The organism is Anaerobacillus sp. 63XJN7_5_ISO-PGPR-S23-430, assembly GCF_056173695.1.
The window spans coordinates 3,145,381-3,160,299 of record NZ_CM149686.1 but is presented as its reverse complement, the minus strand read 5'-3'; the positions used below and the strand labels follow the sequence as shown (position 1 = coordinate 3,160,299).

12 protein-coding genes are annotated in these 14,919 nt (G+C 41.1%); 8 read left to right on the top strand and 4 right to left on the bottom strand.

Features of this window, described 5'->3' with window-relative positions; genetic code table 11:
• The first annotated feature begins 68 nt into the window (after positions 1-68).
• On the top strand, positions 69-1,820 hold the full coding sequence (locus tag AC0VYJ_RS16600; RefSeq protein WP_475365655.1) for an ABC transporter ATP-binding protein: 1,752 nt from the start codon (positions 69-71) through the stop codon (positions 1,818-1,820).
• Positions 1,821-3,845: an ABC transporter ATP-binding protein gene (locus tag AC0VYJ_RS16595; protein WP_475365654.1), complete on the top strand. Its 2,025-nt coding sequence runs from the start codon at positions 1,821-1,823 to the stop codon at positions 3,843-3,845.
• Positions 3,846-4,034: 189 nt separating this feature from the next.
• Here AC0VYJ_RS16595 and AC0VYJ_RS16590 read toward each other — a convergent pair whose 3' ends face one another.
• From AC0VYJ_RS16590 to AC0VYJ_RS16575, 4 genes are all read right to left on the bottom strand, one after another.
• A complete protein-coding gene (locus AC0VYJ_RS16590; protein ID WP_430241890.1) occupies positions 4,035-4,751 on the bottom strand; it encodes a thermonuclease family protein in 717 nt (238 codons plus the stop codon).
• A gap of 309 nt (positions 4,752-5,060) precedes the next feature.
• The gene (locus AC0VYJ_RS16585; protein ID WP_226614868.1) at positions 5,061-5,441 is read right to left on the bottom strand and encodes a hotdog fold thioesterase; all 381 of its coding nucleotides are present in this window, start codon (positions 5,439-5,441) and stop codon (positions 5,061-5,063) included.
• A 225-nt stretch (positions 5,442-5,666) separates the two neighbouring features.
• Positions 5,667-6,599, bottom strand: coding sequence for a 1,4-dihydroxy-2-naphthoate polyprenyltransferase (locus tag AC0VYJ_RS16580; protein ID WP_430241904.1), 933 nt, complete (start codon positions 6,597-6,599; stop codon positions 5,667-5,669).
• Positions 6,600-6,859: 260 nt separating this feature from the next.
• Complete coding sequence (locus tag AC0VYJ_RS16575; RefSeq protein WP_194219658.1) at positions 6,860-7,147, bottom strand: hypothetical protein; 288 nt, start codon at positions 7,145-7,147, stop codon at positions 6,860-6,862.
• A gap of 272 nt (positions 7,148-7,419) precedes the next feature.
• On the opposite strand from AC0VYJ_RS16575, the gene AC0VYJ_RS16570 reads away from it, so the two are divergent.
• From AC0VYJ_RS16570 to menC, 6 genes are all read left to right on the top strand, one after another.
• The gene (locus tag AC0VYJ_RS16570; protein WP_475365653.1) at positions 7,420-8,823 is read left to right on the top strand and encodes an isochorismate synthase; all 1,404 of its coding nucleotides are present in this window, start codon (positions 7,420-7,422) and stop codon (positions 8,821-8,823) included.
• Positions 8,816-10,567: a 2-succinyl-5-enolpyruvyl-6-hydroxy-3-cyclohexene-1-carboxylic-acid synthase gene (menD, locus tag AC0VYJ_RS16565; protein WP_475365652.1), complete on the top strand. Its 1,752-nt coding sequence runs from the start codon at positions 8,816-8,818 to the stop codon at positions 10,565-10,567. Before AC0VYJ_RS16570 ends, menD begins: the two co-directional genes overlap by 8 nt.
• Positions 10,564-11,388, top strand: a complete 825-nt coding sequence (gene menH / locus AC0VYJ_RS16560) for a 2-succinyl-6-hydroxy-2,4-cyclohexadiene-1-carboxylate synthase (protein ID WP_475365651.1) — start codon at positions 10,564-10,566, stop codon at positions 11,386-11,388. The genes menD and menH overlap by 4 nt, the downstream gene beginning before the upstream one ends.
• A 31-nt stretch (positions 11,389-11,419) precedes the next feature.
• Positions 11,420-12,235 carry a 1,4-dihydroxy-2-naphthoyl-CoA synthase gene (menB, locus tag AC0VYJ_RS16555; RefSeq protein WP_194219187.1) on the top strand — a complete coding sequence of 272 codons (816 nt, stop codon included), beginning with the start codon at positions 11,420-11,422 and terminating at the stop codon, positions 12,233-12,235.
• Between the two features lie 85 nt (positions 12,236-12,320).
• The gene (locus tag AC0VYJ_RS16550; protein WP_475365650.1) at positions 12,321-13,790 is read left to right on the top strand and encodes an o-succinylbenzoate--CoA ligase; all 1,470 of its coding nucleotides are present in this window, start codon (positions 12,321-12,323) and stop codon (positions 13,788-13,790) included.
• Positions 13,790-14,890, top strand: coding sequence for an o-succinylbenzoate synthase (menC, locus tag AC0VYJ_RS16545; RefSeq protein ID WP_475367506.1), 1,101 nt, complete (start codon positions 13,790-13,792; stop codon positions 14,888-14,890). The genes AC0VYJ_RS16550 and menC overlap by 1 nt, the downstream gene beginning before the upstream one ends.
• Positions 14,891-14,919 lie beyond the last annotated feature (29 nt).

The window sequence follows — 14,919 nt, the reverse complement described above, 5'->3', positions numbered from 1 at the left end:
ATGTAAGGAGGATGGTGAAATAGTCAATCAGAAAGCATAACTGTAGGAAAAAGTTAGGAGGGATTAAGTTGTTCTCTATTTTACGGAAATTGAGCTGGTTTTTTAAACAGCATTGGAAACGGTATAGCATTGCTATTGCTTTATTGATTTTTGGGGGTATTCTCGAGGTCATTCCACCAAAATTAATCGGAATGGCCATTGATGAAATAAACGTAGGAAGCTTAACCTGGGAAAGCTTACAAAATTATTTATTTTTTTATGGAGGGTTATTGCTCGTCGTCTATATCGTCACATATATTTGGATGTACCAATTATTTGGTGGTGCCTTTCTAGTTGAGAGGGCGCTCCGATCTAAATTGATGAAGCACCTCCTTAAAATGACGCCATCCTTTTATGAGAAAAACCGAACTGGAGACCTGATGGCAAGGGCCACAAATGATCTAAAAGCTGTCTCCCTTACCGCAGGATTTGGTATTTTAACATTAGTAGATTCAACGATCTTTATGTTTCTTATTTTGATTACAATGGGCGTTCTTATTAGCTGGAAATTAACGCTTGCGGCTATTCTTCCTCTACCCCTTATGGCTCTTGCCATGAATCGTTACGGAAAAATCATTCATAAGCGCTTTACAGCTGCCCAAGATTCGTTCGGAGATATGAATGATCAAGTACTAGAATCGATTGCAGGAGTTCGAGTAACGCGTGCTTATGTACAAGAAAGGGCAGATCAGCAGAAGTTTCAGAACTTAACGGAAGATGTATATAAGAAAAATATTGAAGTAGCAAAAGTAGATGTTTTATTTGAGCCAACTATTAAAGTTCTTGTCGGGATTAGTTATTTAATTGGGTTAGGGTATGGAGCGTATCTCGTTTTTCATAAAGTCCTAACACTCGGAGAACTGGTGTCATTCAATGTGTACCTGGGGATGCTCATATGGCCGATGATTGCGGTTGGAGAGTTGATCAACGTCATGCAGCGAGGAAATGCATCGTTGAACCGTGTCTTAGAGACGCTGTCTCATGAAGAGGATGTGAAAGAACACCATTCTCCTCAATATCTGGATACACCAGGTACGATCGTTTTTGAAGATGTTACTTTTACGTATCCCTCTTCATCTGTTACGAATTTACAAAATGTTTCATTTACTCTGAAGAAAGGCCAAACATTAGGCGTTGTAGGGAGAACAGGTAGTGGGAAAACGACATTACTGAAGCAACTTTTAAGAGAATATCCAGTCGGTAAAGGGAAAATCAAAATTTCTGATGTGCCGATCGAAGAAATTTCTCTCGAAACTCTGCAAAACTGGATTGGTTATGTTCCTCAGGATCAGATGCTTTTCTCAAGGTCGGTGAGAGAAAATCTTCTGTTTGGTAAAAATAATGGAACAGATCAAGACATTGATCGAGTGCTGCGGCTATCCGACTTTAAAAAAGATATACATGTGCTCCCTGAAGGGCTTGAGACGCTTGTTGGAGAAAAAGGCGTCGCTTTATCAGGTGGACAGAAACAAAGGGTATCCATTGCGCGAGCTCTAATGATTAATCCTGAAATATTAATTTTAGACGATGCAATGTCTGCCGTTGATGGAAAAACTGAAGCACAAATTATATCCAATATTCGCAATGAACGTTCTGGGAAAACGACGTTTATAGCCACGCATCGTTTGTCGGGTGTTCAGCATGCTGATTGGATTATCGTTCTTGATGAGGGCAAGGTGATTGAGGAAGGAACTCATAAAGAGCTTCTTTCTAAAAAGGGATGGTATCGTGACCAATTTGACAGACAGCAGCTTGAGGATTCATTGAAGGAGGTGCTGTAAATGAATCGACAGGTAGGAAAGCGATTAGTTAAGTATGCACTGGGTTTTAAGAAAAATATTCTTATTGCTTTACTCTTATTAATGGTAGCTGTTACAGCAGAGCTCTCTGGGCCTTTCATTGCGAAACGTATGATTGATGTCCATATTATGGGGATTGAGTATCCCTGGTATGAAACAGATCAGGGAGAAGAAGCTGTTAAATATGATGGGGACTGGTATAAACGAAGTGATCATTTTGGGAGCGATGAATTTAAAGGAGAGGAAGTAAGGATTCTTCAGGTAGGTCGCGACTACTATTTCGTTGATGAAGCGATCGCATACGATGGAGAACGGTCGGTTGACGACAACCTTATCACGATTCAAAAGGAGGGGGAACAACAATCCTATCAAGCTAAAGAAATAAGCAATGAAGAACTGCTTGCCTTTTATCAACCGCAAATAGAACCGATGGTCTGGTTAATAGCGCTCTACTTTGGGCTTCTATTGTTCGCATCCTTTTTTGAATATGGGCAGGGACTTCTATTGCAAACCTCTGCTAACCGTATTATTCAAAAAATGAGAACGGATGTTTACTCCCAGATTCAGCGTTTGCATATCAACTATTTTGATAATTTACCAGCCGGTAAAGTTGTGGCAAGAATTACGAATGATACGGAGGCAATAAGAGAGCTTTATGTGACGGTGCTCGCAACGTTCTTCACAAGCATCTTTTATATGACAGGGATATTTATTGCCTTATTCTTGCTTGATGTAAAGCTTGCGTTGATTACATTAACGATTGTGCCACTCCTTCTGATTTGGATCTTCGTTTATCGTAAATATGCGTCGAAATTCAATAAGGTCATTCGAACAAGGATTAGTGATATTAACGGAATGATCAATGAATCCATTCAGGGCATGTCGATAATAAGAGCTTTCAAACGTCAAGAGAAGACTGAAGCGGAATTTGAAGAGCTGAATGACAGCCATTTTACTTATCAAAATAAGCTATTGAATTTGAATTCCTTAATGTCACATAACCTTGTGAACATTCTACGGAATATTTCATTTGTAGTATTGATTTGGTACTTTGGGGGAGCTTCATTAACGGCTGGGTCTATTGTGAGTCTCGGTGTTCTTTATGCTTTTGTGGATTATTTGAATCGCTTATTTCAACCCGTTACAAATATGGTGAACCAGCTAGCTAATTTAGAACAGGCTTTAGTAGCGGCGGACAGAGTTTTTGAGCTTCTTGATGAAAAGGGGGAAGATGTATCAGATGGTGAATTTCCTCGTTATGATGGGAATGTCACTTTCGATCATGTTTCGTTTGCATACAAAGCAGAAGAATATGTGTTAAAGGAACTATCATTTGAAGCGAAAAAAGGTCAGACGGTTGCCCTAGTGGGGCATACTGGTTCAGGGAAAAGTTCAATTATGAATTTATTATTCCGATTTTACGATAACCAAAAAGGAACGATCTCTATCGACGGTCAAAATATTCAAGATATTCCAAAACAGCAGTTAAGACAGCATATGGCGATCGTGCTCCAGGATCCATTCTTGTTCACTGGAACGATTGCTTCGAATGTAAGTCTTAATGATTCCTCGATCTCAAGAGAAAAAGTTGAAAAGGCTTTAAAAGATGTGGGAGCAGAGCAGCTGCTTCGATCTCTTCCTAACGGGTATGATGAGGCAGTGATCGAAAAAGGAAGCACGCTTTCTTCGGGGCAAAGACAGCTGATCTCTTTTGCAAGGGCACTAGCGTTTGACCCTGCTGTCTTAATTCTTGATGAGGCGACTTCGAATGTTGATACCGAAACAGAAATGATTATTCAAAATGCGCTGGATATTTTAAAAAAGGGTCGTACCACATTTATCATTGCTCACAGACTCTCAACAATTCGAGAGGCTGACCAAATCCTTGTTCTTCACCAAGGTGAAATCGTTGAACGAGGCGATCATGATCAATTGATGAAGCAAAAGGGAAGGTACTTCCAAATGTATCAGCTTCAACAAGGGAAAAAGGTTGAGCAGGCTGTTTAGTAGATATCAGTAGATGAAATGAATCAAAGCCGTAGCTTAAGCTACGGCTTTGATGTTGGAGGGTGCAAACCCCATTCTTTTTCTATTAGATATGTTAGGTATACTGTTGATTCTCGATCTTTGGCTTATTTTAGTGAACTCTTTATCTCACTCGTCTTTCAGTCTGAAGAGAGTAATAAGTAGTTGCATCTATCGTTGAGAGGGGCGGAATCCAGCTTGTTCGGCTTCATCTGTGTTACAAAACATTTCTTCTGCTTTCGTAATCTCGTAATATGATCCTTCAGGAACGTGGTAAATTTTATCTCCTTTAGAATTAATGTTCCCTTTAATGTCACAACCTTGTTGAGATCCCTTGTCAGTAGATGTGGAGTCAGATGCTTCAAAGGATTCGTTAAATCCTTCTTCGCGAACGTAATCTTCAATACTCCAAATGCCTTTGCCTTCTTCTTGAGCCTTACGCTGAATTTCTTGGAATGTATCAACGTACTTTACGTTTGGCTGATAAATATAAGCAACTCTTGCTAGTCCTTCTTCAAGGAGCATCTCATTAAACATCTGATCGCCAATCCATACGTAAGCAAGCAGTCGACCGTATTTGTCGCGTTCTGAAACATCTATCTCGACACCAATTTCTTTTCCTTCTAGTTGATTCTTAGCAAACTGGGAGGCTTCAGGTCCATAGGGTTGTACAGGTTTACTCGGATGCTTTGTTTCCGGAGTGTCAACGAGAAGGAGTCTAATTGTTTCTTCTCGATCTTCAAGAGTTACTTTCAATGTATCGCCATCAACAACTCGATCCACTGTTGCCGGAATTGTGTTTTCTTTTATTTCTGTATCAGATGTGAGTGTAGCGCATGCAGATAAAAATACGATGATAAAAAGAAAAGGCAGTCTTATTCGTATCATTTGTTACTCTCCTTTCCGTTCCACTTAGGTCTTAGACGCCCATATTAGGCATAATCTAAAAGGGGGGTGATCCAATTGAATCACGGATGTATTTACTGTGAGAAAGAATTGCTCTTCCCGTGGGAACGACGAAGATTGGTTTGCGATGAATGTCATTATGCAATATCAGACACCTATCATGAAGATTATAGAGAAATTGGTGAAAGAAAAATAGAACAGAAAGCCCGTCATTAATGACGGGCTTTTCTTTGAGTGTTCTAGTTCAAGCGTTCCAATATCTCCGTTTCTAAACGCTCGTCTTCGCTTTTCTTAATACCTTTTAACGGCTAGGGTGCAGCGGGATATGCAGATTAGTTCTTCTTGTTCGTCTACGATGTTGATTTCCCACACCATTGTTCTTTTGCCGATGTGGATTGGTTCGGCGATGGCTCGGACGACGCCGTCTTTTTTGCTTCGGAGGTGATTAGCGTTGATCTCCATCCCAAAAGTTGCTTCGTTTTCTGAATCTAGATTAAGTGTGCCGCCTATGCTGGCTGCTGATTCTGCTAGGGCTACTGATGCGCCACCGTGAAGAAAGCCAAGTGGTTGATGAGTGCTTGGTCCAACTGGCATTTCTAGAACAACTTTTTCAGGTGTTAATGTAATGGCTTTAATGCCGAGTGCCTCTAACATTGTATTTGCAAATTCCATCGTATTACCCCCATTTTTATGTACTTATTTACAGTATACACGAGGCTAACGTGAGAAAAAGAGAAAAGTTAGCGATCGATAGGCTGTAGCATTTCTAAATAAACTCCTTTTTACTTTCATTCAGAGAATAGAGGATTATTTTCACGAATTTATGCAAAGGTGAGGGAGTGGTTCATAAATATAAAAAAGTCAGAGACCAAATGGATCTCTGACTTTCTCATCGTGTTAAATGAAATAGGCTAATAATAAACCAATGGCCATTAACAGTCCGAATTGTGTATGCATTTGAGCAGTTGCTTGCATAGCAGGCATCATGTGAGCTGCTTTTGTTTTTCCTTCAAATAAGCGGATGGCTTTAAATGCTTTAGGGATGCTTAATATTATCAACAAAAGCCATAAAGATGAATCAATTGTAATAATAAGTCCAACCACCCAGAGGTAGGATACGATAAACATACCTTCTAAAAATGTTACAGCCTTATCATGTCCGAGAAGAATCGCAAGTGTTTTACGTCCTTTTTCCTTGTCGCCTTCTAAGTCACGAATATTATTCGCCATGAGGATACCGCCAACTAGAATGGATATAGGAATCGAAACGAGAATGCTTTCAAACGTAATCACACCTGTTTGAATAAAGAAAGAAAGTAATACAAGTATTAGTCCCATAAATACACCAGCAGCAATTTCACCAAATGGTGTGTAGGCGATTGGATACGGACCGCCAGTGTAAAAGTACCCTGCTGCCATGCAGATTGTTCCAATAACCGCAATCCACCATGTTGTAAGGACACAGATATAAACACCTAAAAGAATCGCAATGCCGAAGAAAATAAAAGCAAGGTTTAATACTGTTCTTGCACTAACACCATCTCGTACGATAGCGCCCCCAATTCCTACACTCCCAGCGTGATCGAGACCCCTTTTGAAATCATAGTATTCATTAAACATGTTTGTTGCAGATTGAATAAGAATAGATGCGATCATCATCGCCATAAACAATCCAAAATGTAATGTATGACTTTGAAGGGCAAGCATTGTGCCCAGAAAAACCGGGACGAAGGAAGCAGTTAATGTATGCGGCCTGAGTAAACGCCACCATACCTGCCATGTTGGTTTTGAAGGCGTGACTTTGTTCAGCTTATCGTTGCTGTTATTCATACGCTCTTCCATATAATTGTGTCTCTCCCTTTAGTAATAAACTTCTTATAAATTCCCCTTGTGACCATTATAGTTTAAAAAAATGGATAAGGGGTGTCAATCCTTTTGTCAATATCAAGAAGTCTCTGTCAATAGAGGAAAGTAGCGAATTTCCCTTCAAACGAAAGAGAAATGAAGGTTATTCTAAGTTTGAGGTGGGTAAAAGTAGTTATTCTTCCATTCAAAAACGATCCTTCGTTCGAAGGATCGTTTTTGAATGATTAATAATATGGGTAAGGATATGGGTATGGTCTGAAGAACGCAATACTTCCTAGTCCTACTCCTAAAAGACCGCCAAGAAAACCTCCTGCAAGTGCTCCGAAGAAAAACATGCCTGGTCCTTCGGGATGTTGTGGTCCGTCACAATTGCGATTTAAAGGGCGGATATAAACAAATTCATTATCAACTTCTTCAACGTGACCTCTATGCAATTGACCGTCATGACACTTGATTTCAACACATTGTCCTATGTGTTGACGACAAACCCCATGGTAATAGTGTCTGGACAATATAGACCCTCCCTTATGCATTAGTTTATAAACGACTGCAAAGCAGCGTCTACTTTTATCAGTGTATGCTCACTATTTTTTTTGCTAAGGGCACTTGCGGAACATTAAAATGGTTTTTTTCTATGAGATGGGGAATCTATACATAAGAACCATTCATACGGTTAAACAGCTTCGTTGACAGTCTTAGCCAGACAGGTGTATCCTTTAATTAACTGTGGCCGAGGCTAACTCGGTCTGCTTTTGCATGGACAGAAAGTTGGGGGGAGAAGACGGTGTCTACAACACAACATCAAGAATTATTTAGCCTGCTTCATCAAGGTGTAAGTAAGGCAGAAAAGCGGGGAACGTCCGTGCTTGTTAGTCAGGTGCTATCAGTAGCTGCTGTCGATCCCCTCTCCTTTTATGCTGCAGGTTCGTTTACTAACGAGAATGATCGAACATTCTGGTCGGACCCTGAGAATGACACGACAATAGTGGGCCAGGGTTGTGTGAAGCAATTTGAGGCTCAAATCGATCGTTTTCGTTCAATTGAAAGTGATTGGCAAACTTTTTTAGAACAAGCGATCATAGAGGGGGCTCCTTCAAGGCCAGGTGTTGGACCGGTTCTGTTAGGTGGGTTTTCATTCGATCCAACTGCCCCAGATAGCGGTGAATGGGATTCCTTTCCTAAAGGCGGGATGGTTCTTCCAGAATTAATGTTGACTTCAGCTGGAAACCATGCTTGGCTCACACTCAACGCAATTGTTAGCGCAGGAGATAATGTGGAAGTTATATCTGAAGCGCTTTTAGATAAGCATGATCGTCTTTTTGAGAAGCTTACGTCTCATGCCTATGCAGATGTCGATGCTATTTCAATAGAAGAAATACGACCTCAGGAATGGAAAGAAACGGTCAGAAGTGCTGCTGCTAATATTAGAAATGGCCATCTTGATAAAGTCGTTTTAGCGAGAGAAATTAAGCTCCAGTCGACTCAAAACTTTTCATCAACCCAAACACTGACAAATTTAAAAAAACAACAAAGTGATAGCTATGTTTTCGCGTTTGAATATGGAGACAAATGCTTTCTTGGAGCTTCACCTGAACGGTTAGTCAAAAGAGATGGACAACAAGTGTATTCGACTTGTCTTGCGGGCTCTATTCAACGAGGTGAATCGAAGGAAATGGATGATGAACTTGGACAAGCACTTCTTCATGATCAAAAGAATCGAATTGAGCATGATCTTGTCGTTCAAATGATTCGATCAGCTATGGAAGAGGAGTGTGAATTTGTTCAGGTACCGTCAAGGCCGGAAATTCTTAAAACGCCTCATATTCAACATTTATTTACTCCTGTTGTAGCAAGGGCTGGTAGAGAGACAAGCCTTTTTCGTATGGTTGAACGGCTTCATCCTACCCCTGCGCTTGGCGGTTATCCTCAAAAGGAAGCCGTAAATGAAATTAAGCGAATAGAGAAGCTTGATCGAGGTTGGTATGCAGGACCTGTTGGTTGGGTTGATTATCAGGGAAATGGAGAATTTGCTGTAGCTATACGCTCTGGTTTACTTAAAGGAGAAGAAGCAACGCTATACGCTGGGTGCGGTATAGTTGGAGATTCTGACCCTGATAGTGAATATGAAGAAACCAAAATGAAGTTTAAACCAATGCTAACAGCTCTTGGAGGTAAGAAATATGACTGACCAGGAAATACTAGCAAGTTACGTAGGGTCATTTGTTGATGAGCTTGTACGTTCAGGTGTTAAACATGCTGTTATTAGTCCAGGATCGCGTTCTACCCCGCTCGCAATGGTCATGGCTGAACACCCGTTACTAAACGTCTGGGTGCACATCGATGAGCGATCTGCTGGTTTTTTTGCGCTTGGCATGGCCAAATCGCATAAGGAACCTGTCGCACTTCTATGTTCTTCAGGTACGGCTGGCGCTAATTACTATCCTGCTGTTATTGAGGCTGCACAATCCAATATACCGTTGATTGTTTTGACTGGCGATCGCCCGCATGAGCTTCGTGATAATGGAGCTCCACAGGCGATTGATCAAATCAAGCTATATGGGGACTATGTGAAGTGGTTTATGGAAATGGCGATGCCTTCTTCCTCTTCAGATTTAAATCGGTATATCAGAACTGCGGCTTCTAGAGCGACAGCCGTTTCTTCCGGTCTCCCTGCTGGACCTGTGCATCTTAATTTCCCATTTAGAGATCCCTTGATACCAGATCTATCCTATTCAGGTCTTTTTTCAGATGGTAGGGAGAATTATGAGCCGTGGGTAAATGCGGCAGATCACATACGTGTTTTAAACGAAGATGCAGTCACAGATTATGCAAACAAATTAGCTGGCAAGAAAGGTATTATTGTGGTCGGACCTCAGGATAACGACGAATTAGCTGAACCGCTATTTGCTCTTGCTGAGGAATTAGGTTATCCGGTTTTAGCAGATCCACTTTCAAAATGTCGGCATATTGATTCTCCTAATCTTGTAGAAGGGTATGACGCCTTTCTTAGGGGCGAGGTGGATTCAGAGCTATACCCTGAAGTAGTGATTAGGTTTGGGGCGATGCCAGTTTCAAAAGCTTATATGCTCTTTATGAAGAGTGTAGCAAGCCCTATTCATATAGTTGTGGATGAGAGAGGATGGAGAGACCCTACTCTTTATAGTTCTGACATGCTTACAGTTTCCTCTGTATCGTTTGTAAACAGTCTTCTTCCTGCTGTGCAAAGCAACAACTCTACTGAGAAGCGGTGGTTACACAAATGGAAGGCCATTAACCAAACGACTCTCACCTTACTTCATGAAGATTTAGGAACTGACGAGCTATTTGAGGGCCATGTGTTTAGAGAATTAGGGAAACTGATGAGTGCGAATGATCTCCTGTTTGTAGGGAATAGCATGCCTATTCGCGATATGGAGAACTTTTTCTTGCCAGAGAATTCTCGACCTACTGTAATGGGGAATCGAGGAGCGAATGGTATTGACGGTATTATTTCAACAGCTCTTGGAGCAAGTACAGCCTATTCTTCTAGCGTGCTGGTGATTGGTGACCTTTCTTTCTACCATGATATGAATGGTCTGCTTCTAGCTAAGCTATATGAGATCAATATGACGGTTATTGTGGTTAACAATGATGGCGGAGGGATTTTCTCATTTCTACCTCAGCGCAAGCAGGAGAAGCACTTTGAGAAACTCTTTGGCACACCACATGGACTAAATTATGAACATGCTGCCGCATTATATGAGGCAAGTTTTGAACGCGTATGGAATTGGGAAGAGTTTAGTTATGCGTATGAGAAAAGTCAGAATCACCATGGGCTAAGCATAATTGAAGTTCCAACTGATCGTGATGCCAATCTTAGGCTTCATCGAGAGATGTTCGCGAAGGTTTCGAAGGAAACAGCAATAGTCCTGCAGGAGAGTTTTAAATCATGATTTATACCGTTGGTGGACAACCTTTTCATGTCGAAATCGCAGGAGAAGGAGAACCTCTTCTATTATTGCATGGATTCACAGGATCGAGTGAGAACTGGTCTTCTTTTATGAAAAGATGGTCCAGGCTATATAAAGTGATTGCAATCGATCTTATCGGTCACGGCGAAAGTGCGAAACCGAATGATGTTTCTCAATATACTATGGAATCTATGGGGAGTTACTTGAAACAACTATTAAATTCACTTGGGATCGATCAACTCCATTTGCTTGGCTATTCCATGGGTGGACGTTTTGCTTTGTCATTTGCTGTCCAGTACCCTCCGCTCATTAAAACGCTTATTCTGGAAAGCAGTTCACCTGGGCTTTCTACGGAAGATCAAAGAAGAGAACGAGTGCAGAAAGACCATGCACTTGCCAGGCGAATTCAGAAGGAAGGTATTGAAGATTTCGTAACCTTCTGGGAATCTCTTCCGTTATTTTCTTCGCAGAAGAAACTTTCACCAAGTATTCAAAGTGAAATAAGAAAGCAGCGTTTGAGCAATACTGAAATAGGACTAGCAAATAGTCTAATTGGAATGGGAACGGGGGCACAGGCTTCCTATTGGAGTGTGTTAGAGAAGATAACCTTTCCAGTCCTTCTAATAGTTGGGGAGTACGATCAGAAGTTCATTTCAATTGGGAAACAGATGAAAAAAAAGATTCCTCAGGCTGATTTTGTGCAAATTATTGGCGCAGGGCATACAATTCATGTAGAAGAACCTGAAATCTTTGATAAAATGGTAGTAGCTTTTCTAAAAAAGCATGCAGATTCTAATCTGTAAATTTTGTTACATAAGGAAGGAGAATTTCTAAATGATTCAATGGAAGACTGAACGAGAATTTGAAGATATTCTTTACGAAACGTATGATGGTATTGCTAAGATTACAATCAACCGTCCAGAGGTGCGCAATGCATTTACGCCAAGAACGGTTAACGAATTAATTACCGCTTTTTCATTTGCGAGAGACAATTCAGATATTGGTGTTATTGTTCTAGCAGGAGCTGGAGACAAAGCTTTCTGTTCTGGCGGTGACCAAAGTGTTCGTGGTCATGGTGGTTATGTAGGTGATGATGAGATTCCTCGTCTAAATGTCTTGGATCTTCAACGCCTCATTCGTGTTATCCCTAAGCCGGTTGTTGCAATGGTATCAGGTTATGCGATTGGAGGAGGACACGTCCTTCACGTGGTATGTGACCTGACAATTGCTGCAGATAATGCTATTTTTGGTCAGACTGGCCCTAAAGTTGGTAGCTTTGATGCTGGATACGGTGCAGGATACCTTGCTCGTATCGTAGGTCATAAGAAAGCTCGTGAAATCTGGTACCTATGTCGTCAATACAATGCACAAGAAGCACTTGATATGGGACTTGTTAATACGGTTGTTCCACTTGATCAGCTTGAAGCTGAAACAGTACAGTGGGCACAGGAAATGCTTGATAAGTCACCAACAGCCCTACGCTTCCTTAAAGCTTCTCTTAACGCCGATACAGACGGTCTTGCAGGACTACAGCAAATGGGTGGAGACGCAACGCTTCTTTATTACACAACTGACGAAGCAAAAGAAGGACGCGATTCATTTAAAGAAAAACGCAAACCGGACTTTAAACAGTTCCCACGTTTTCCTTAAATCGATTGCTTGAAACAGCTTGATGGATTCCCATCAAGCTGTTTTTTTCAAATAGTCTATGGTAATGAAAGAAAGGATGTTAAAGATGGATACGATGCCAAATTGGCTACATAAACGTGCTTCTATGACGCCTGAGCGAGTGGCGCTTATCGATAATGGCAAACAGTTAACTTATAAACAGTTACAAGAAAAGGCAGTTAAGATGGCAAATGCTCTAAAAGCAAAAGGGATCGAAAAAGGAAAGCATGTTGGTTTTTATATGGAGAATGGATTAGACGCTGCCGTTTGTTTACATACTCTGATGTACATTGGGGCTGTCATTGTTCCATTGAATCATCGATTAACAGGACCAGAGCTATCTTTCCAAATGAACGATGCTGAGATTTCCTATGTGATCACTGACAATTCACTTGAGAAGAAAGCTAGTGATGCAATACAAAGTCCGGTAAATATAATCATCTGGGAAGATGTTCACCCAGGTGCTTATCAGTTAGAAGAGTTACAAACAACTATTGAGTTACATCAGCTTCATACGATTATGTACACTTCTGGCACAACTGGAAAACCTAAGGGTGTTATGCTTTCATATGGTAACCATTGGTGGAGTGCGATCGGTTCCAGTCTTAATCTTGGTTTAGATATGAATGATCGCTGGCTGTGTGCGGTTCCAATGTTCCATATGAGTGGACTTTCTATTCTATTGCGAAGTGTTATTTACGGAATCACAATGGTTATTCAACAACGGTTTGAACCGCGTGTCGTTAATCAATCGATTCAAAAAGAACGGATTACAATTGTATCGGTAGTAAGCGCTATGCTGAAAAAAATGCTCGATGACCTTGGAACCGATCATTACCCCGAAACATTTCGCTGCATGCTTCTTGGAGGTGGTCCAGCTCCATACCCGCTTCTTTCTACTTGCGAGGAGAAGCATATTCCTGTCTTCCAGACATTTGGTATGACGGAAACTGCCTCTCAAATTGTGACGCTTTCACCTGAATATATGCTAGATAAACAGGGGTCAGCTGGAAAGGCGCTTTTCCCATCAGAGATTATGATTAGTCTTGATCATAAATCCCTTTCTGCTTTAGAGCATGGAGAGATTCTCGTGAAAGGACCTACGATTACAAAGGGGTATTGGCGAAGGGATGATGCAACAAGAGCTGCATTTGAAGACGGGTGGCTTCATACAGGCGATATTGGTTATCTGGATGAAGATGGCTTTCTCTTTGTATTGGATCGAAGGAAAGACCTTATTATATCTGGTGGTGAAAATGTGTATCCCGCAGAAATTGAAGCGGCGATCCTTGAGCATGTAGATGTGGAGGATGCAGGAGTAACTGGGGTTAAAGATGAGCAATGGGGAGAAGTACCTGCAGCATTTGTTGTTAGTAAGAATCGCTCTTTGACGGAACAGCAGCTGCTCGATTATCTTTCAGAACGTCTTGCGCGTTACAAGCTACCTAGAACGATTACTTATGTGGATAGCCTTCCTAGGAATGGGGCAAATAAGCTACAGCGAAATTTATTAGTAGATATGAGTGATACGAAATGATGCAACTAGAGAGTGTTACTCTACGTCATATTCGAATGAACCTAAAATCCCCTTTTAGTAACAGTTTGGAAACAGTCACTGCTCGAGATTTAATTATCGTCGAAGTAAGAGATTCTGAAGGGGAAGTAGGTTTTGGAGAAGGAGTTGCCTTTACGTCGCCCTGGTATACAGAAGAGACGCTTCAAACTTCCTGGCATATGCTAAGAGACTTCATCATTCCTAAACTCAAAAACCAACTGATTGCTCATCCGTCCGATGTGGAAGGAATACTAGCGGGCATTCGAAGAAATCCAATGGCTAAATCTGCGATTGAGGGTGCGATCTGGGACTTATATGCTAAAAGAGAAGGAATTAGCCTCTCAAGAGCATTAGGTGGTTCTTCACAGAAGATTAAGGCAGGAGTTGCCGTAGGCGCTTCGGATCCTTCAGTTATGCTAGAAGAAATCCATAGAAGAGTTGATGAGGGATATGAACGAATTAAAGTGAAGATCAAACCTTCGCAGGATATTTCGATTCTAGAAGCAATACGTCATTCTTATCCAAACTTATCGTTAATGGCAGATGCGAACTCAGCTTATTCTCTGCAAGACATCGATCGTTTAAAAGCACTTGATCCATTTCATTTGCTGATGATTGAACAACCTCTAGCAGCTGACGATATCGTAGATCATGCGATTTTACAAAAAGAGATTGAAACACCGGTCTGTTTGGATGAAAGTATACATTCTTATGATGATGCCCGTCGAGCACTCGATTTAAATAGCTGTAAGATTATTAATATTAAACCCGGACGTGTTGGAGGGTTATCCGTTAGTAAGAGGATCCATGATTTATGTAGTGAAAGGGGGATACCTGTTTGGTGTGGTGGCATGTTAGAGTCCGGAATAGGAAGGGCGCATAATATCGCGCTTTCTAGTTTGGCTAATTTCACAATACCAGGAGATGTCTCTGCATCAGCACGGTACTGGGAAAAAGATATTATTGAACCTGAAGTGGAAGTGGAGAACGGTTTGATTACTGTTTCTAAAGAGAATGGGATCGGATACGAAATAAACTGGAAAGAACTTGAGAGAGTGACGGTTTCTAAAGAAGTTTATTAACATAGCTAGGGAAAAGATAACAAAAGGCA

Coding starts and splice junctions, on each gene's coding strand:
- menD (WP_475365652.1), top strand. CDS start 8,816: ATGACTGACCAGGAAATACTAGCAAGTTACGTAGGGTCATTTGTTGAT.
- menH (WP_475365651.1), top strand. CDS start 10,564: ATGATTTATACCGTTGGTGGACAACCTTTTCATGTCGAAATCGCAGGA.
- menB (WP_194219187.1), top strand. CDS start 11,420: ATGATTCAATGGAAGACTGAACGAGAATTTGAAGATATTCTTTACGAA.
- menC (WP_475367506.1), top strand. CDS start 13,790: ATGCAACTAGAGAGTGTTACTCTACGTCATATTCGAATGAACCTAAAA.
- AC0VYJ_RS16550 (WP_475365650.1), top strand. CDS start 12,321: ATGGATACGATGCCAAATTGGCTACATAAACGTGCTTCTATGACGCCT.
- AC0VYJ_RS16580 (WP_430241904.1), bottom strand. CDS start 6,599: ATGAATAACAGCAACGATAAGCTGAACAAAGTCACGCCTTCAAAACCA.
- AC0VYJ_RS16595 (WP_475365654.1), top strand. CDS start 1,821: ATGAATCGACAGGTAGGAAAGCGATTAGTTAAGTATGCACTGGGTTTT.
- AC0VYJ_RS16585 (WP_226614868.1), bottom strand. CDS start 5,441: ATGGAATTTGCAAATACAATGTTAGAGGCACTCGGCATTAAAGCCATT.
- AC0VYJ_RS16590 (WP_430241890.1), bottom strand. CDS start 4,751: ATGATACGAATAAGACTGCCTTTTCTTTTTATCATCGTATTTTTATCT.